The following is a 17,103-nucleotide window of genomic DNA, read 5'->3' on the forward strand; positions in this document are numbered from 1 at the left end:
CCGTTACCGTCCCGTCCGCCGGTCCTTGTCGAAATCGAGGCCGAGCATGCGGATGGCGTTGCCGCGCATCAGCTTGTAGACGGTCTCCTCGTCGAGTCCCTTGACGTGGTCGAGGGCGACCTCCTTGGTGTGCGGGAAGGTCGAGTCGACGTGCGGGTAGTCGGTCTCGAAGGTGGCGTTGTCGCGTCCGACGACGTCGAGCGAGGCGATGCCGTGCTTGTCGCGGAAGAAGCAGCAGAACATCTGCCGGTAGTAGTACGTGGACGGCGGCTCGGGGATCAGGTCGCGGACGCCGCCCCAGGCACGGTGCTCCTCCCAGACGTCGTCGGCGCGCTCCAGGGCGTACGGGATCCAGCCCATCTGGCCTTCGCTGTAGGCCAGTTTCAGCGTCGGGAACTTCACCAGGACGCCGCTGAAGAGGAAGTCCATCATCGAGGCCATGGCGTTGTTGAAGCTGAGCGAGGCCTGCACGGCGGGCGGCGCGTCGGGAGAGGCGGCGGGCATCTGGGAGCTGGACCCGATGTGCATGTTGACGACGGTGCCGGTCTCCTGGCAGACGGCGAAGAAGGGGTCCCAGTAGCCGGAGTGGATGGACGGCAGTCCGAGGTAGGTGGGGATCTCCGAGAAGGTCACCGCCCGCACCCCGCGGGCGGCGTTGCGGCGGATCTCGGCGACGGCGAGGTCGATGTCCCAGAGCGGGATGATGCACAGCGGGATGAGCCGGCCGCCGCTGTCGCCGCACCACTCCTCGACCATCCAGTCGTTGTAGGCGCGCACGCAGGCCAGGGCGACCTCCTTGTCGTGCGCCTCGGCGAAGGTCTGGCCGCAGAAGCGCGGGAAGGTCGGGAAGCACAGGGAGGCCTCGACGTGGTTGAGGTCCATGTCGAGCAGGCGCGCCTTGGGGTCCCAGCAGCCGCGCCGCATCTCCTCGCGGGTGATGCCCTCCAGGGTCATCTCGTCCCGGTCGAAGCCGACGGCGGCGATGTTGCGCTTGTACGGGAACTTGAGGTCCTCGTAGATCCACCAGTCGGTGGGCGGGCCGTCGGGGTCCATGGTGATCACGTACTTGCCGCCGGTGTAGGCGAGTTCGCCGATGCCGGCGGTGAGGGCCTTGGGTCCGCGGTCGCGGTACTTGGCCGGCAGCCAGACGTCGAAGAGGTGGGCGGGCTCGATGACGTGGTCGTCGACGCTGATGATCCGAGGCAGTTCCATGGTGTCCCCTCGCCGCATGCCGAATGATTCCGGTGAATCTGATGGAGCGTCAGAAATCTGGAACCAAGCTAGCCTCGCCACCCCTGGACCGACAAGCGTCCGAGCTCTACGCTCTGCGCTTGATCTGACTAACCGTCAGGTATCGTCGGCCAGGGGAGGTCGGTCCGGGATGACGGACAACACCGCAGTCGAGCTCAGCCGGTCCCGGACGCTGTGGGACCTGATCGCCCGCCGGGCCGCCATGACCCCGCACGCCCCCGTCCTCATCGAGGCGGCCGACGACCCGGCCGACGACCGCCGGCTGACCTTCGGGGAGCTGCGGGACCGCTCCGAAGAGGTCGCGGCCGGCCTGTACGACATGGGCGTGCGCCCCGGCACGGTGGTCGCCTGGCAGCTCCCCACCCGCATCGAGACCGTCCTGCTCTCGATCGCCCTCGCCCGCATCGGCGCCGTCCAGACCCCCGTCATCCCCTTCTACCGGGACCGCGAGGTCGGCTTCGCCCTGCGCGAGTCCAAGGCGGAGTTCTTCGCCGTCCCCGGCACCTGGCGCGGCTTCGACCACACGGCGATGGCGGAGCGCCTGGGCGCCCGGGGCGTCTTCGAGGCCTACGAGTCCCTGCCGGCCGGGGACCCGGCGGTACTCCCCCCTCCCCCCGGGGAAGGCGTCTCGGTCCGCTGGATCTACTGGACCTCGGGCACCACCTCGGACCCCAAGGGCGTCCTGCACACGGACCGCTCCCTCATCGCGGGCGGCTCCTGCCTGGCCCACGCCCTGCACCTGACGCCGTCCGACGTCGGCTCGATGGCCTTCCCCTTCGCCCACATCGCCGGACCCGACTACACGGTGATGCTGCTCCTGTACGGGTTCCCCGCGGTCCTCTTCGAGAAGTTCGCGATGCCCGACGCCCTGGACGGCTACCGCCGCCACGGGGTCACGGTGGCCGGCGGCTCCACGGCCTTCTACTCCATGTTCCTCACGGAACAGCGCAAGGACCCGTCCTCGCCGCTCATCCCCTCACTGCGCCTCCTGGCGGGCGGCGGCGCCCCGAAGCCCCCGGAGATCTACCACGCGGTCGTCCGCGAACTGGGGTGCCAGCTCACCCACGGCTACGGCATGACCGAGGTCCCGATGATCACGATGGGCGCCCCGGACGACACCGCGGAGAACCTGGCGACGACCGAGGGCCGCCCCCCGGCGGGCATGTCCATCCGCATCACGACCCCGGAAGGCACGCCCCTCCCCCCGAACACGGACGGGGAGGTCCGGCTGCGCGGGGAGGCCGTCTGCCAGGGCTACCTCAACCGGGACGAGAACACGGGGGTCTTCGACGCCGACGGCTACCTGATCACGGGCGACCTCGGCCACCTCACCCCGGACGGCTACCTCGTCCTGACGGGCCGCAGCAAGGACGTCATCATCCGCAAGGGCGAGAACATCTCGGCGAAGGAGATCGAGGACCTGCTCCACCGGCTCCCGGCGATAGCCGACGTGGCGGTCATCGGCCTCCCCGACCCGGAACGCGGCGAACGCGTCTGCGCGGTCGTCGAACAGCCCTCGGGCGCGCCCCCGCTCACCCTCCCCGACCTGACGTCGTACCTCCGCGCGGAGGGCCTCTCCCCCCACAAGCTCCCGGAACAACTGGAACTGGTGGACGCCCTCCCCCGCAACGACGCCCTGCGCAAGGTCCTCAAGTACAAGCTGCGCGAACGCTTCGCGTGAACCGACGGCGGCCGGGACCTCCGGGCGCCTTGCCCGGGGCCCCTACCGCCCCCTCGGGGCCTACGCGTCCGGGGCCGCCACGCCGCAGTAGCCCGCGAAGGCCGCCAGGATCTCGTCCTCCGAGATGCGGCCGTCGCCGTCCGCGTCCAGGGCCGCCGCCACCGGCGCGGCCAGTTCCTCCGGGGTGCCGAGGACCCGCAGGACGCGGGCCGTGGCCGCCGGGGTCGGGCCGGCACCGTCGTCGTCCGCGACCGCGATCACCGCCCGCAGGAACGGGCGGGCGATCTCCGCGAACCGCTGCGGGTTGTCGCGCAGCCGCTTGGCCGCGCCCGTGATGAACTCCTCGCGGGACACCCGCTGGTCCCCGTCCACGTCGGCGATCCCGGCCATGCCCTGCCAGAAGGCCTCCGCGCCCGCGAAGACGGCCTGACCCCTGTCGGAGCGGGCCGCAACGGCGAATTCGGCCAGTACCGCCTTGGCGGCCGCGCTGAAGTCCTCCCGGTCGATATAGCCGTTCCCGTCCTGGTCGAAGGTGGCGAATCGGGCGGCGATCTTGCGCTCGTATTCTGCGCTGTCCATATTCGGCGTTCCGCCTTCACGTGTGCGGTGGGGTTCAGTTCAAGACAAGGCAGGAGCGTAAGGCCTATGTGGCCTGCGCGTTAAGCGAAGCGGGCAAGGAGGTGGCCGCATCGAACCAGCGCACGAGGAGCGCGGCGGGGCGCGTACGCCTGTGCCCATCCGTCATGGCGCGCCCCACGGTTCACAGTGCGCTACGCCCCTATCACGGAGGGCGCACTTCCAGGGCGAGGTTCTGGCAAAACGGGCGCACATCGCTGAGTGCCCACTACATTCGAGTCGTCGACACACGGCTGCGAATCCGGGAATCCCGGTGGGGGCACGATGGCGAAGGACGTACCACCGCGCTGGGACCGACGCATGCAGCAACGCCTGGCACGGGGTGAGGCCGCCGCCCTCGGCGAGCTCTACGACCGCTTCGCCTCGCTCGTGCACAGCCTCGCCCACCGGGTCCTGGGCGACGAGAAGGCCGCCGACCGGATCACCCGCGAGGTCTTCGGCTACATCTGGGAGAACCCGGACGCCTACGACCCCAAGCAGGGCTCCATGCGTTCCTGGGTCGCCCGCATCACCCAGGGCCAGGCCGTCGCCCGGCTGCGCCAGGCCGAACTGGGCCGCGGCTCCCGCGAGGAGCTGGAACAGAAGGTGCGCAGCGCCAACGCGGCCGCCCGCGCCGACTTCATCGTCACCTCGATGCCGGCACCGCTGCGGGCCGCGCTCGAACTCGCCTACTTCAAACGGCGCGACTACCGCCAGGCCGCCGCCGACCTGCAGATCAGCGAGGACGAGGCCAGGCGCAGGCTGCGCCTGGGCCTGCAACTGCTGTCGACGGCCAACGCCGTCCCCCGGGACGACACCGTCCCGCCCGGATACGGCACTTCCGGATATGGAACCCACCGATGACCACCCCCTTCGACGGCGCCGCCGAAGACGGCGAAGAGTACGAACGGCCCCGGAAGCCCGGCCAGGCACGCATACCGGGCCCGCGCGGGGCCGCCGACGACCTCGACTACACGCAGTACCCGCAGGCCGCCACGTACCCGGAGTACACCGACTTCACCGGGTTCCCGGAGTACGCGAAGCACCTCGAGGACGCGCAGGCCCCCGGCCCCGCGGAGGAGCCGGCTCCGCCCCCGGCGCCGCCCGCGCCCCCGCCCAGCCACGCCGTCCTGAAGTCCCTGCTCGGCGCGTGGGCCCTGGCGGCCTGCTCCTCCGACGAGACGCAGGCCGTCGAGGACCACCTCACCGAGTGCGCGCCCTGCGCCGAGGAGGCGCTGCGGCTGCGCGACGCCGTGGGGCTGCTGCACCCGGAGGAGAGCCTCGACCTCAAGCCGCTGCTGCGCTCGCGCGTGCTGGAGGACTGCCTGGGCAAGCGCCCGGCGCGGATCCCCGTACCGGTGTGGGCGACCCCGTACGACACCGAGACGGCGCGGCTCGACGCGCTGCTACGGGACTTCGGCGACTCCGAGTGGCACACCCCGGTCCGCCTCAAGTGGTTCGAGGACGAGCGGCACCAGTCGCGCCGGACCACGGTGGCCGGGGTCATCGGGCACCTGTTGTCGGTGGACGGACTGATCGCCGCCGCGCTGGGCCTCGACGACCCGCTCGGCCCCGACGTGCGCTCGCCCACCCCGGCAGGCCGTACGGAGCAGTTCTGGGAGGACTCCCCGTACCCGACGACGCGGCGGGTCCGCGAGCCGTGGCGGGAGCAGGGCCACACCCTGGTGCGCACGGTGTCCTTCGCGGGCCGCGGGGTGGCCGAACTGTCCGTGGACTACGGGCCCTTCGCCCTGCCCCTGGGAGACGCCTTCCTGGAGCGGGCCTTCGAGTGCTGGGTCCATGCCCTGGACATCGCGGAGGCGGTGGACTATCCGTACGAGCCGCCCTCCGCTCCCCACCTGCACCGCATGATCGACCTGGCGGCCCGGCTGCTGCCCGCGGCGCTGGCCGGACGCCGGCGGGCGGGTCTGGCGGCGCCCGCGCGCGGGCTGGTCGCGGCGGGAGCGCCCGGCCGGACCCTGCACCTGGAGATCGAGGGCGCGGGCGGAGGCGGCTGGGACATCGCGCTGGACTCCCCGGCGGCCAAACCGTCGCCGGAGCACACGGTGGCCCGGATCGCCCTGGACGGCTCCGAGTTCTGCCAGCTGGCCGCCGGGCACATCTTCCCGGAGGACGCGGCGGTCGGCCAGAACGGCGACCGCGAGGCCATCCGCGACGTCCTGTTCGCGGCCGCCTCGCTCAGCCGCCTGTAGCCGCCCCCGGCCCCGCCAGGGGGCACCTCCCAGCGGTAGCTGGGGGAGCTTGAGGCGCGGGGTCCGGGGCAGAGCCCCAGGAAACCCGGCTCCGCCGGACAGGGGGCTCTGCCCGGACCGCGTCCCGGCTGAACCGATCGCTACGTGAAGACGACCGTCCGGGTCCCGTTCAGCAGGACCCGGTGCTCGCTGTGCCATTTCACGGCCCGCGCCAGCGCCTGGCACTCGACGTCGCGGCCGATCGCCACGAGCTGGTCGGGGGTGACCTCGTGGCCCACCCGCTCGACCTCCTGCTCGATGATCGGGCCCTCGTCGAGGTCGGCCGTCACGTAGTGGGCGGTCGCGCCGATCAGCTTCACACCGCGCGCGTGCGCCTGGTGGTACGGCTTCGCGCCCTTGAAGCTCGGCAGGAAGGAGTGGTGGATGTTGATGATCCGCCCGCTCAGCTCCTTGCACAGCGTGTCCGAGAGCACCTGCATGTAGCGGGCGAGGACGACCAGGTCGACGTTCTCCTCGCGGACCAGCTCCAGCAGCCGCGCCTCGGCCGCCGCCTTCGTGTCCTTGGTGACCGGGATGTGCACGAACGGGATCCCGTACGAGCCGACCAGTTCCTCGAAGTCGGTGTGGTTCGACACCACGGCCGCGATCTCGACGGGGAGCGCGCCGATCCGGTGGCGGAACAGCAGGTCGTTGAGGCAGTGCCCGAACTTCGACACCATCAGCACGATCCGCATGCGCTCGTCGGAGCGGTGGATCTGCCAGTCCATCCGGAAGGTGTCGCCGATCGCGGCGAAGCTGGCCCGGAGCTTCTCCACGGTCACCGGGTCGTCGGCGGCGAAGTGGACCCTCATGAAGAAGAGGCCGGTGTCGCGGTCGCCGAACTGCTGGCTGTCCTCGATGTTGCACCCGGTCATGAAGAGGTAGCTGGACACCGCGTGCACGATGCCCTGCTTGTCGGGGCAGGAGAGGGTCAATACGTACTGCTGCGCGGCCTGGGGCTGCGGCTGCGGGTCATCGCTCATGACCGCAGAGCCTTTCACATCGCGTCGCCGCTCACATCGCGCCGCCGCTCACACGGCACCGCGGGCACGGCACCGCGGGCACGGCACCGCTCACGCGGCGCGGGTGAGGATGCGCAGGACCTCCAGCGACCGCGGGCGCGCGTCCGGGTCGTCCCCGTCCGCCGTCGCCAGCCGTACGTGGGCTTCGCGCGCGGCCCGTACGGCCTCCGGCCAGGCGTGGTGCTCGAGGTAACCGGAGACGGGGGCGTCGGGGCCGATCTGGTGCATGATCCGGAGCACCCGCAGCACGGCGAGGTCGACCAGGGCCGCCTCCTGCGAGTCGCGGAAGATCGTGCCGACGTACTTCTCGGCGGACCAGCTGTCGAGCCAGGTGTCCTCGACCAGCCGGTACACGGCGTCGGTGACGTCTCCGAAGCCTTCGGCGCCGGCCAGCCAGGTGTCTTCCTGGAAGACGGGGTCGGAGAGCATGTGCAGCGCCGAGCGCACGTTGCTGCGCCAGCGCCACCACGGCATGTCGTTGAGGGGCATGCCGCCCATGGTGGAGGAGCGGCCGCCGCGGCGGGAAGAGTTCTTCGAGCTTTGGGCGAATGTCACGCTTTCGATCGTACGTTCCCGTCTTGCGTGATCTTGAGGCGCCCTCGCACGGTCCGCGCGCGCCCGCCACCCGCAATTCACCGGGGTGTCACCCGATGTTGTGTACACCTCACCCTTCGGTCACCCGCACGCGGAATGGTGCATGCACATGACCACCCGGCAACGCGCAGCAGCCCTGTCCCGCACCCTCCTGACCAAGACCGCGGCCGCCGCGATGGGCGCGTGCCTCCTCGCGGGGTGCGGGGTGCTCCCCGGGGGCTCGGGGGGCTCCGGGGGCACCGACGGCACCCTCACGGTCATGACGTTCGCGCCGACGGACTCCAACGCGACCAACATGCCCGGAATGCCGGGCATGGCCAAGGCCTACGAGCGCTGGGTCAACTCCAAGGGCGGCATCAACGGCCACAAGCTCCGCGTCCTGACCTGCAACGAGCGCAACTCCCCCGGCGGCGCCGCCGACTGTGCCCGCAAGGCGATCGCCGAGAAGGCCGTCGCCGTCGTCGGCTCGTACAGCCAGCACGGGCGCGCCTTCATGGCCCCGCTGGAGGCCGAGGGCATCCCGTTCATCGGCGGGTACGGGGTCTCCTCGGAGGAGTTCCAGTCCCCGCTCTCCTACCCCGTCAACGGCGGCCAGCCCGTCCTCCTGGCCGGCGCCGGTCACCAGCTGGGCCGCGCCTGCTCCAAGGTGGCCCTCGTCCGCCCCGACACCCTCGCGGCGGACTCCCTGCCGGTCCAGCTCAACGCCGGCCTCAAGGCCAACCAGATGTCCGAGGCCAGCGACATCCGCGCCGCCGAGGACTCCGCGGACTTCTCCGCGCAGGCCCGCGAGGCCCTGACCGACACCTCCGTGCCCAGGGGCGGCACCACCTCGAAGGAGGGCGGGTCCGCGAAGGACGCGGCCGCCAAGGACACCAAGGACAAGGGCTGCGTGGCCGCCGTGCTCGGCTCGCGCACCGAGACCTTCTTCGACGCCTTCCGGCGCGCCGCCGACTCCCAGGGCAGGAAGCCGCAGATCTCCTCGGTCCTCGGCTCGGTCAGCCAGGCCCTGGTGGACCGCACCGGCGGCAAGGAGAGCCCCTTCGAGGGCGCGTACGTCACCAGCTGGTACCCGGTGGCCGCGGATCCGCTCTGGGAGCCGATGCGCCGGGTCATCACCGAGCACGCCTTCGGCGACTCCACCGTCGACCCCGACGACAGCGGCGCGCAGACCACGTGGATCGCCTACACGGTCTTCGGTGAGGCCCTGAAGCGGTTCAAGAGCGGGGAGGCCGTCTCGGCGCGCGCGCTCGCGCGCAAGCTCAACCAGTCCGAGCCGGTCAAGACGGGCGGCCTGACCCCCGACCTGAGCTGGCGCTACCAGGACATGCGCGCCGTCGCGGGCTTCCCGCGCATCGTCAACGGCCGGGTCACCTTCCAGGTCGTCCAGCAGGGCCGCCTCGTGGCCCAGCAGGGCGAGCAGACCGCGGACATGACCCAGACCCTGGAACAGGCCCCGCGCGCGAGCTGAGCCCCGCAGGGGGGCCGGCTCCGGCCCCCCTGCCCTCTCCGGTCAGAGCTGGCTCTTGTCCCTCTTCGTGAGGTTGTACTTGCCGGCGATCGTGTTCCACAGTCCGGCCGCGGTCTCCTTGGCCTTGGTGGCCTCACCGCTCGCCTTGTTGCCGTCGGAGGCGTTGTCGTTCGACTTGGCCTTGCCGTCCTTGCACTTGTCGCCGTCGCTCTTCACGTCGTCCGCCCAGTCCGCGTAACTGTTGTCGGCGTCCGCCGAGGCGTTCCAGGCCTTGGTCAGGGAGGCGGTCAGCTTGGCGTTGTCCGGGAGCTGGTCCACCTTGAGCTCCTGGAGCCGGGTCACCAGCTCCTCGCGCTGACGGGCCGCGTCGCGCAGGTCCTGGGCCGCCTGGTCGAGGTTGCGGCAGCCCTTGATGTCATCGACGGCCTTGATCACCGAGGCCCGGCTGTCGTTGCTGTCCGCGAGGAGCTTGTCCAGCTGGACCGCCTGCGGCTGCGCCGGATCCAGCGGCGCCTCGCCGGGTGCCGCGGAGCCCTTGCCGGAGGGGGCGGTCCCCACGGCGCCGGGGTCGGTGTTCTGCGCCTTGTCGTCGCTGAGCACCGCGCCGACGCCGAGCCCGACGACGGCCAGGCCGACGACGACGGCGCCGATGATCGCGGGCGAGACCCGGCGGGGCGCGGAATCGGAGCCGGGCGGCTGCTGGAAGTGCGGCTGCGGCTGCTGGAACTGCTGCTGCGGGTGCGGCTGCTGCGGGAACTGCTGGGGCTGGAACTGCTGTTGCTGAGGCTGCTGCCCGCGCGGGGGCTGCTGCGCGCGCTGCCCCTGCGGCTGGTAGGGGCGCGGAGTCCGCTGCCGGAGCACCGGCTCCTGCACGGGCGGCAACTGCTGGGTGTGCTGGGCGTCGCCCCGGAACAGCCCGTCGAACCCGGCGGCCGGGTCCGCGGGGGCGGCGGGAACGGGCGGGATGAACTGGGTCGCGGCCTCCTCGTGCGAGGGGGCGGCGGGGGTGCCGTACCGGCCGGCGGAGTCCCCGTACGAGGCGTCGGCCGGGATCGGCGCTATGAACTGCGTCGCGGCCTCCTCGTGGGCCGGGGCGCCGTACCCGTGCCCGGAGGTGCCGTACCGCCCGCCGGACTCCCCGTCCGCGGGCCCGGCCGGAACCGGAGCGATGAGCTGCGTCGCATCCTCCTGCTGCCCGACCCCACCGGGCACCTGACCACCATGCCGACCGCCGGGCTCACCGTGCCCGGGGCCTGCCTGGCCCTGGCCCTGGCCCTGGCCCTGGCCCTGGCCCTGGCCCTGTGCGCTGTACCAAGCGGGTTCGCCGGGTTCGGGGGTGGCCGGGACCGGCGGGATGTACTGGGTGACCGCTTCGGGCAGCGGCGGGTAGCCGTAGCCGTGTGGGTCGCCGGGGCCCTCGTAGCCGGGGCCGACGACGTGGCCCTGCGGCGGGTAGCCGTAGGACGGGCCATCGGTGCCGGGGGCGCCGGGCGCGGGGTAGGCGTACGAGGCCTGGCCCTGCGGGTGTTCCGGCTGCGCGTCTGGCTGCGCGGGCGGCTGCGTCGGCGGCTGCGCCGGCATCGGCGGGCCCCACGGCACGCCTGCCTGGGGGCTGCCGCCCTGTCCGCTCTCCGTCACCGGGACTCCCTCTCCGACCTGTCCGAACTACGGCACCGTCGGCCCACGCTACCCGGTCACCCCGCTCCCCCGTCAGGCCTCCCCTACCCGACGGCTCCACCCCCACCCCGTCCCCGGGACACCCCACCCCCGTCCTGCGCCGCCGCGCCCCTCCCGCCGACGCGACTCCGCCCACCCCCGCGGAGGCCCCGTGCCACCTCCGCGGAGGCCCCGTGCCACCTCCACGGAGGCCCGCGCCGCACCCGCCGACCACCGCCGGCACCAGGCCGGGCAGGGCCGGCCCGGGCCCGGGGCCGCGTCCGCCGCTTACGGGACGGGTTCCAGGCGGGCCGTGAACTCTCGGACCGACGGCTCGTCCCGGTACGGGTCCAGGCGGGTACGGAAGTCCTCCAGGTACACCGCCCCGCGGTTGGAGCGGATGCCCGCCAGGACGTCCGACGCCTGCGCGGCCGTCTGGCAGGCGGCCTCGACCTCCCGCTGCTGCACCCGCGCCGCCGCCAGCAGCAGCATGCCGATCGCGCGGCGCCGCGCCTTCGTCGCCGGGAGCTCCCGCAGCGCCTCCTCCGCCCGCCTCGCCGCCGCGTCGGCCTGGCCCAGGTCGCGGTGGCAGTGCGCCAGTTCGTCCGCCAGGTAGGCCTGGTCGAAGTGGCGGATCCACTCCGGGTCGTCGCCCGATTCCGGTTCCGCCCGCTCCAGCGCGGTCACCGCCCGCGAGGACAGCACCGCCGTGGCCCGGGTGTCGCCCATCAGCGCGTGCCCCCGCGCCTCCGCCGCGTAGAACATCGCCTCCACGCGCGGGGTGACCTGTCCCCTCGTCCCCTCCTGAGCGGCCCGCGCCAGTTGTGCGATCTCCCGCGGGTTGCCCAGCTCGGCGGCGAGGTGGCTCATCGACGCCGCCAGTACGTAGCCCCCGTACGCGCGGTCGCCCGCCGCCTGCGCCAGGCGCAGGGCCTGGATGTAGTAGCGCTGGGCCAGGCCCGGCTGGCCGGTGTCCACCGCCATGTAGCCCGCCAGCTCGGTGAGCCTGGCGACCGCCGCGAACAGGGCCCGGCCCACCGGTTCCCGGTACGAGCCGCCGATGAGCCCGGAGACCACCGAGTTGAGGTAGTGCACGACCACCGGCCGCACGTGCCCGCTGCCGAAGCGGTGGTCGAGGTCCTTGAGCGCCTCGGTGGTGGCCTGTACGGCCTCCACGTCGGACATGCCGACCCGGGAGCCGCCGCTGCGCGCGACCTGCGCGTCGGCCCCGGTGATCAGCCAGTCGCGGCTCGGCTCGACGAGCGCGGAGGAGGCCACGCTCGAACCGGAGAGGAAATCGCGGCGTCCCACGTCGCTGCGCCACAGCTCGCAGACCTGCTCGATCGCGCCGACGACGGTCGGGGAGAACTGCAGGCCCACGCCGGAGGCGAGGTTCTTGCCGTTGGCCATGCCGATCTCGTCGATGGTGACGGTCCGGCCGAGTTTGCGCCCGAGCGCCTCGGCGATGATGCCGGGGGCCCGGCCGCGCGGCTGTTGTCCGCGCAGCCAGCGGGCCACGGAGGTCTTGTCGTAGCGGAGATCGAGGCCGTGCTCGGCCCCGCACATGTTGACGCGCCGGGCGAGCCCGGCATTGGAGCACCCGGCTTCCTGGATGAGCGCCTGCAGCCGTTCGTTCGGCTGGCGGGCGACGAGAGGCCTGGCTGCCATGAAAACCCCCAGTGGCCGCGGGTGATCGTTGGAATGATCACTTCCCGCCTGATGTGCGGGGAATCTTCCCCATTGCGTCGTGTCGCTACCCACCTCCGGCGCCCCGCCCTCCCACGCGCCCCCCGTGATGCACCGATGCGCCCCGCATGCAGGATCGATGCTCCGGGCCCCGGCTGGTTTACGCCCGTAACCCCCGGTGACCGCAAGAGTTGTGTTGCACGTGGAAAAGACCATCGGAGTCACTGAGACCGCGCCCATCCCCCTGCAGCGCAGTGAGCCGCTGCTGGACCATGCCGTGCGCTACACGGAAGAACGGCACTGGGACGTCTTCGCGGGCGCCTGGCTGGAGTCCGTCGACGGGCGGGAGCGGTGCTCGTGCGGTGCGGCGGACTGCCCGTCGCCCGGAGCGCACGCGACGGTGAAGGACTGGGCCTCGCACGCGTCGGGCAGCGCCGTGCAGGTCCGCCGGCTCTGGGGCAAGAACCCGAAGGCCGCGATCCTGCTGCCGACCGGCCGGACCTTCGACGCGCTCGACGTGCCGGACGCGGCCGGATTCCTGGCGCTGGCCCGGCTCCAGCGGATGCAGCGGACCCTCGGGCCGGTGATCGCCAACCCCGCCGGGCGGATGCTGTTCTTCGTCCTGCCGGGCGCCGGGGCGAAGGTGCCCGACCTGCTGCGCAAGATCGGCTGGCAGCCGTCCCAACTCGACCTGGCCGCGCGCGGCGAGGGCGAGTACGTGGCCGCGCCGCCGACCCGCATCGGCGGGCGCGGCTCGGTGCAGTGGGCGCAGCCGCCGACGGCCGCGAACCGGTGGCTGCCGGACGTGGAGGAGCTGATCGACGCGCTCGCGTACGCGTGCGGTCGCGAGGCGGCGGCGGAGCGGGCCCGGCGCAACGCGTAGGCCCTGCCGCACCCCTGCGGCCCCGTGGCGCGAAGCTCCGTACCGCGCCACGGGGGTGGGGCCGAGTCGCCCGCAAACTCATGACATACGTAACTGCTCTGCCCTCCACCCCTCCTCCTATGGTGAGGAAAGCAGGACAACGGGGAACAGAACGAGAGGCAGGCGCATGCCGGACCAGGGCGTTGCGACGGGTGGGACCGACGGTACGGATGGCGGTGCGCGATCCGCTCCGTCCACCGCGGCCGCCGTGCGGGTGGAGGGTCTGTGGAAGCGGTTCGGCGAGCAGGTGGCCGTCGCGGGGATCGATCTGGTGCTGCCCGCCGGGCAGTTCATCGGTCTGGTCGGACCGAACGGGGCGGGCAAGACGACGACGCTGTCGATGGTGACCGGGCTGCTGCGCCCGGACATGGGCCGCGTGATCGTCGCCGGGCACGACGTGTGGGCGGACCCGGTCGAGGTGAAGTCCCGGATCGGCGTACTGCCGGAGGGGCTGCGGCTCTTCGAGCGGCTCTCGGGGCGCGAACTGCTGGGCTACATGGGCCGGTTGCGGGGGCTGCCGGGCCGTGAGACGGACAGCCGGGCCACGCAGCTGCTGGACGTCCTGGACTTGGCCGGCTCGCAGAACAAGCTGATCGTCGACTACTCCACGGGCATGCGGAAGAAGATCGGCCTGGCAGCCGCGCTGCTGCACAACCCCGAAGTGCTGTTCCTGGACGAGCCGTTCGAGGGCGTGGACCCGGTGTCCGCGCAGACCATCCGCGGAGTGCTGGAACGTTACACCTCCTCCGGGGCCACGGTCGTCTTCTCCTCCCACGTCATGGAGCTCGTCGAGTCGCTGTGCGACTGGGTGGCCGTGATGGCCGCCGGCCGCATCCGGGCCGCGGGCCCGCTGGCCGACGTACGGGGCGACGCGCCCTCGCTGCAGGCCGCGTTCCTGGAACTGGTCGGGGCACAGGGCCGGGCCACGGGCGAATCCCTGGACTGGCTCGGTGGCGGCACGGGCCACGGGGCGGGCGCGGACAGCGGGGCGGGCGTCCGATGAACACCTCCGCACCCATGGGGGCCGCATCTGCCGTCGGATCCACCATCGGTACCGGCACAGGCACCGGCACCGGCAGCGCCTCCGCCGTCGCGCCCGTCTCGCTCACCCCGGTCTTCGTCCGGCTCAAGCTCTCCCTCCTGCGCAACGGCCTCAAGGGGTCCTCGAAGCGCAAGGCCGCCTACTTCGGCACCCTCGCCTTCGCCCTCGTCGTGGCCTTCTTCGTCACGCTCGGCCTGGCCCTGCTGCGCGGCAACGCCCACGCGGGAGCGGTCGTCGTCCTGCTGGCGGCGGTCCTCGCCCTCTGCTGGACGTTCATGCCGCTGTTCTTCCCCACCGGGGACGAGACCCTCGATCCGAGCCGGCTGGTCATGCTGCCGCTGCGCCCCCGTCCGCTCGTACGGGCCCTGCTGGCCTCCTCGCTCGTCGGCATCGGGCCGCTGTTCACGCTGTGCCTGGCCATCGGCTCGACGATCGCGCTGGCCCGGGGCGCCGCGGGCGTCGTGGCCGCCGTACTGGCGGTCCCGCTCCTGCTGCTCTGCTGCATCGCGCTGGCCCGGGCGGTGGCGACCGCCAACGTACGACTGCTGACCAGCCGCAAGGGGCGCGACCTCGCGCTGCTCAGCGGTCTGCTCATCGCGATCGGCGCGCAGGTCGCGAACTTCGCCGGGCAGCGGCTGTTCCAGAACGGCGGCCTGGAGAAGCTGGAGCCCGCCGAGGCGGTGGTCCGCTGGCTGCCGCCCGCCACCGCCGTCGGCATGGTGGACTCCGTGAGCGAGGGCTCGTACGCCGTCGCGGCCGGCCAGCTGGCGGTCACGGTCGCGGCCCTGGTCCTGCTGCTGCTCTTCTGGGAGCGCGGCCTGACCAAGCTCATGGTGACCCCGGACGGCTCGACGATCGCGGCGGCCGAGCCGGAGAAGAAGCGGGGCGCGACCCGCTCCCGCTGGTCCCTGCTCCCCGACGACCGGACGGGCGCGGCCATGCAGCGCACCCTGCGCTACATCGCGCGGGACCCGAAGACCAAGTCGGCGTGGGTGTCGGCCCTGGCCATCGGCATGATCATCCCGGTCGCCAACGCCCTCCAGGGCAGCGGCTCGGTGTACCTGGCCTGCTTCGGGACGGGCATGCTCGGCCTCCAGACGTACAACCAGTTCGGGCAGGACACCTCGGCGTTCTGGATGGTCGCGCAGACCATCTCGACCAAGCAGGACGCGTACGGGGAACTGCGCGCCCGCGCCATGGCCATCGGGCTCATCACCGTCCCGTACACGCTCCTGGTCACTGCGGTGACGGCCGCCCTGGTCGACAACTGGTCGGCGTTCCCGGCCGTACTGGGCCTCACCCTGGCCCTGCTCGGCGCGATGCTCTGCACGGGAGCCGTGGCCTCGGCCCGCTTCCCGTACTCCATCCCGACGGACGGCGCCTTCAAGAACGTCGTCCCGGGACAGGGCGCGCTGGCGTGGATGGGCGCCTTCGGCGGAATGCTCGCCTCGGCGGTGATCTGCGCCCCGATGATCGTCCTGACCGTGTACCTGAACGTCGCGGACCACCAGTCGCTCACCTGGATCCTGCTCCCCCTGGGCGTGGCCTGGGGCACCCTGGCCACCTGGGCGGGCCTGCGCTTCGCGGCCCCGACGGTGGCCGGCAGGCTCCCGGAGATCCTGCTGGCGGTCAGCAAGGGCTGAGCGCTCGCGCGGTACGGGAACCCGCGGGGGTGAACCGCGGGCGAGGGGGCGACGGCCGGGGGCCGGGCGCCCCCTTCCTGCTGGACGGGGGCGCCCGGGCTCACGCCGACGTCTTGATGCCGCTCAGGAAGGGCTCGACGGCCTCGCGCCAGGCCGTGGGCTGGTCGTAGTGGAGGTAGTGGCCGGCGTCGGGGATTTCGGCGTACTGGCCCGCCGGGAGGACGCGGACCATTTCCTGGGCCTCGGCGCGGCCCAGTTCGCCGTCCAGTCCGCGGACGACCAGGGTCGGGCAGCGGACCTGGGCGAGTTCCTCCCAGTGCGCGTCGTGGACCCACGTCTCGCGCGCGGTGAGCATCTGGCGGCGCGAGAACAGCGGGCGCCAGCCGTCGTCGGCCTCGTGCATCACCTCGGCGAAGAACGCGCCCCGGCCGGGGTCCGGGCGCTCCACGCGCGGATCGTCCTCGCCGAACCAGCGCCGGGCCGCGTCCTGCGTGGGGAAGGGCAGGGGCCAGCGGCGGAACCAGTCCTCCCACTCCTGCTGCGAGGCCTCCCCGAGGGCGGACGCCCGCATGTCGCAGATCACCAGGGCGGCTACGAGGTCGGGGCGGCGGGCCGCGAGCTGCCAGGCGGTGAGGGCGCCCATGGAGTGGCCGATCAGGGCCACGGGGGCGAGGCCGAGCTGCTCGATGACGGCTTCGGCATCGGCCACGAAGGCCTCGCGGCCGTAGGCGGCGGAGCTGCCGGGGCCGGCCGGCGGGCGGCCGCTCTGGCCGTGGCCGCGCTGGTCGAGGGCCACGACACGGCGGGTCGCGGAGAGCCAGCGGGCGGTGCCGGCCCAGTGGAAGGCGCGGCCCATCAGACCGTGGAGTAAGAGGGCCGCCGGCTCTCCGGACGGCTCCGGGGCCGCTTCCCGGAACTCCCAGGCCGCCAGGCGCACGCCGTCTGCCCCTGTCACATCGAAGCGCTGTACCACCGCAGATGCACCCCCTTCGCTCCCGGCCACAGTATCGAACCCCCATTCGAAAACGGGGTTCTCGCCGACAACACCGCTCTTTCGAGTGACCTTGCTCAAGGATTGGCCGCCGCTGCCGATGGAGATCCTTTCAACAGGGAGGCGGGCCGCTCGGGGAAGACGGTCCGAAGGGGATGACCTTGAGAGCTCGGGGCTCCAGGTCAGACAGGGGAGGACTGGTGCCCGCGCCGCGAGGCGCCGGGGCCAACCACAAACAAAACAAAACGCGCCGCGCCACACCCACCCACACCCGCCCGGT

14 protein-coding genes are annotated in these 17,103 nt (G+C 72.5%); 7 read left to right on the forward strand and 7 right to left on the reverse strand.

All coding sequences use genetic code 11. From position 1 onward, the window contains the following. Positions 1 to 3 precede the first annotated feature (3 nt). On the reverse strand, positions 4 to 1,212 hold the full coding sequence (locus ACWGDE_RS13280; RefSeq protein WP_453389082.1) for an amidohydrolase family protein: 1,209 nt from the start codon (positions 1,210 to 1,212) through the stop codon (positions 4 to 6). A gap of 169 nt (positions 1,213 to 1,381) precedes the next feature. Here ACWGDE_RS13280 and ACWGDE_RS13285 point away from each other — a divergent pair, with 169 nt between their 5' ends. Continuing rightward, the gene (locus ACWGDE_RS13285) at positions 1,382 to 2,932 is read left to right on the forward strand and encodes an AMP-binding protein (protein WP_453389083.1); all 1,551 of its coding nucleotides are present in this window, start codon (positions 1,382 to 1,384) and stop codon (positions 2,930 to 2,932) included. A gap of 60 nt (positions 2,933 to 2,992) precedes the next feature. On the opposite strand, the gene ACWGDE_RS13290 is transcribed toward ACWGDE_RS13285, so the two are convergent. Then, the gene (locus ACWGDE_RS13290) at positions 2,993 to 3,511 is read right to left on the reverse strand and encodes an EF-hand domain-containing protein (RefSeq protein ID WP_453389084.1); all 519 of its coding nucleotides are present in this window, start codon (positions 3,509 to 3,511) and stop codon (positions 2,993 to 2,995) included. A gap of 321 nt (positions 3,512 to 3,832) precedes the next feature. On the opposite strand from ACWGDE_RS13290, the gene ACWGDE_RS13295 reads away from it, so the two are divergent. After that, positions 3,833 to 4,411 (forward strand): sigma-70 family RNA polymerase sigma factor, encoded by a 579-nt coding sequence (locus ACWGDE_RS13295; RefSeq protein WP_453389085.1) that lies wholly within the window; start codon positions 3,833 to 3,835, stop codon positions 4,409 to 4,411. Then, positions 4,408 to 5,760: a maleylpyruvate isomerase N-terminal domain-containing protein gene (locus ACWGDE_RS13300; RefSeq protein ID WP_453389086.1), complete on the forward strand. Its 1,353-nt coding sequence runs from the start codon at positions 4,408 to 4,410 to the stop codon at positions 5,758 to 5,760. The genes ACWGDE_RS13295 and ACWGDE_RS13300 overlap by 4 nt, the downstream gene beginning before the upstream one ends. Before the next feature lie 140 nt (positions 5,761 to 5,900). Here ACWGDE_RS13300 and purU read toward each other — a convergent pair whose 3' ends face one another. Together purU and ACWGDE_RS13310 are read right to left on the reverse strand one after the other, a co-directional pair. Further along, a complete protein-coding gene (gene purU, locus ACWGDE_RS13305; RefSeq protein WP_453389087.1) occupies positions 5,901 to 6,782 on the reverse strand; it encodes a formyltetrahydrofolate deformylase in 882 nt (293 codons plus the stop codon). 90 nt (positions 6,783 to 6,872) lie between these two features. Then, positions 6,873 to 7,319: an SCO4402 family protein gene (locus tag ACWGDE_RS13310; RefSeq protein WP_453389096.1), complete on the reverse strand. Its 447-nt coding sequence runs from the start codon at positions 7,317 to 7,319 to the stop codon at positions 6,873 to 6,875. Positions 7,320 to 7,524: 205 nt separating this feature from the next. Between ACWGDE_RS13310 and ACWGDE_RS13315 the strand changes: the two genes are divergently transcribed. Further along, positions 7,525 to 8,883 carry an ABC transporter substrate-binding protein gene (locus tag ACWGDE_RS13315; RefSeq protein WP_453389088.1) on the forward strand — a complete coding sequence of 453 codons (1,359 nt, stop codon included), beginning with the start codon at positions 7,525 to 7,527 and terminating at the stop codon, positions 8,881 to 8,883. Positions 8,884 to 8,925: 42 nt separating this feature from the next. On the opposite strand, the gene ACWGDE_RS13320 is transcribed toward ACWGDE_RS13315, so the two are convergent. After that, complete coding sequence (locus ACWGDE_RS13320; RefSeq protein WP_453389089.1) at positions 8,926 to 10,521, reverse strand: hypothetical protein; 1,596 nt, start codon at positions 10,519 to 10,521, stop codon at positions 8,926 to 8,928. 306 nt (positions 10,522 to 10,827) lie between these two features. Further along, positions 10,828 to 12,207 (reverse strand): transcriptional regulator, encoded by a 1,380-nt coding sequence (locus ACWGDE_RS13325; protein ID WP_453389090.1) that lies wholly within the window; start codon positions 12,205 to 12,207, stop codon positions 10,828 to 10,830. Between the two features lie 220 nt (positions 12,208 to 12,427). On the opposite strand from ACWGDE_RS13325, the gene ACWGDE_RS13330 reads away from it, so the two are divergent. From ACWGDE_RS13330 to ACWGDE_RS13340, 3 genes are all read left to right on the forward strand, one after another. Continuing rightward, positions 12,428 to 13,108: a bifunctional DNA primase/polymerase gene (locus tag ACWGDE_RS13330; protein ID WP_453389091.1), complete on the forward strand. Its 681-nt coding sequence runs from the start codon at positions 12,428 to 12,430 to the stop codon at positions 13,106 to 13,108. 166 nt (positions 13,109 to 13,274) lie between these two features. Then, a complete protein-coding gene (locus tag ACWGDE_RS13335; protein ID WP_453389092.1) occupies positions 13,275 to 14,150 on the forward strand; it encodes an ABC transporter ATP-binding protein in 876 nt (291 codons plus the stop codon). A gap of 14 nt (positions 14,151 to 14,164) precedes the next feature. Continuing rightward, positions 14,165 to 15,832: a transporter gene (locus tag ACWGDE_RS13340; protein ID WP_453389097.1), complete on the forward strand. Its 1,668-nt coding sequence runs from the start codon at positions 14,165 to 14,167 to the stop codon at positions 15,830 to 15,832. A 100-nt stretch (positions 15,833 to 15,932) separates the two neighbouring features. On the opposite strand, the gene ACWGDE_RS13345 is transcribed toward ACWGDE_RS13340, so the two are convergent. Then, positions 15,933 to 16,805 (reverse strand): alpha/beta fold hydrolase, encoded by an 873-nt coding sequence (locus ACWGDE_RS13345; RefSeq protein WP_453389093.1) that lies wholly within the window; start codon positions 16,803 to 16,805, stop codon positions 15,933 to 15,935. Positions 16,806 to 17,103 lie beyond the last annotated feature (298 nt).

This window comes from Streptomyces sp. NPDC054956 (assembly GCF_053609185.1).

Bases quoted from the DNA above. Each gene is read 5' to 3' on its own strand.
- ACWGDE_RS13280 (WP_453389082.1), bottom strand. From the start codon at position 1,212: ATGGAACTGCCTCGGATCATCAGCGTCGACGACCACGTCATCGAGCCC.
- ACWGDE_RS13285 (WP_453389083.1), top strand. From the start codon at position 1,382: ATGACGGACAACACCGCAGTCGAGCTCAGCCGGTCCCGGACGCTGTGG.
- ACWGDE_RS13290 (WP_453389084.1), bottom strand. From the start codon at position 3,511: ATGGACAGCGCAGAATACGAGCGCAAGATCGCCGCCCGATTCGCCACC.
- ACWGDE_RS13295 (WP_453389085.1), top strand. From the start codon at position 3,833: ATGGCGAAGGACGTACCACCGCGCTGGGACCGACGCATGCAGCAACGC.
- ACWGDE_RS13300 (WP_453389086.1), top strand. From the start codon at position 4,408: ATGACCACCCCCTTCGACGGCGCCGCCGAAGACGGCGAAGAGTACGAA.
- purU (WP_453389087.1), bottom strand. From the start codon at position 6,782: ATGAGCGATGACCCGCAGCCGCAGCCCCAGGCCGCGCAGCAGTACGTA.
- ACWGDE_RS13310 (WP_453389096.1), bottom strand. From the start codon at position 7,319: ATGGGCGGCATGCCCCTCAACGACATGCCGTGGTGGCGCTGGCGCAGC.
- ACWGDE_RS13315 (WP_453389088.1), top strand. From the start codon at position 7,525: ATGACCACCCGGCAACGCGCAGCAGCCCTGTCCCGCACCCTCCTGACC.
- ACWGDE_RS13325 (WP_453389090.1), bottom strand. From the start codon at position 12,207: ATGGCAGCCAGGCCTCTCGTCGCCCGCCAGCCGAACGAACGGCTGCAG.
- ACWGDE_RS13335 (WP_453389092.1), top strand. From the start codon at position 13,275: ATGCCGGACCAGGGCGTTGCGACGGGTGGGACCGACGGTACGGATGGC.
- ACWGDE_RS13340 (WP_453389097.1), top strand. From the start codon at position 14,165: ATGGGGGCCGCATCTGCCGTCGGATCCACCATCGGTACCGGCACAGGC.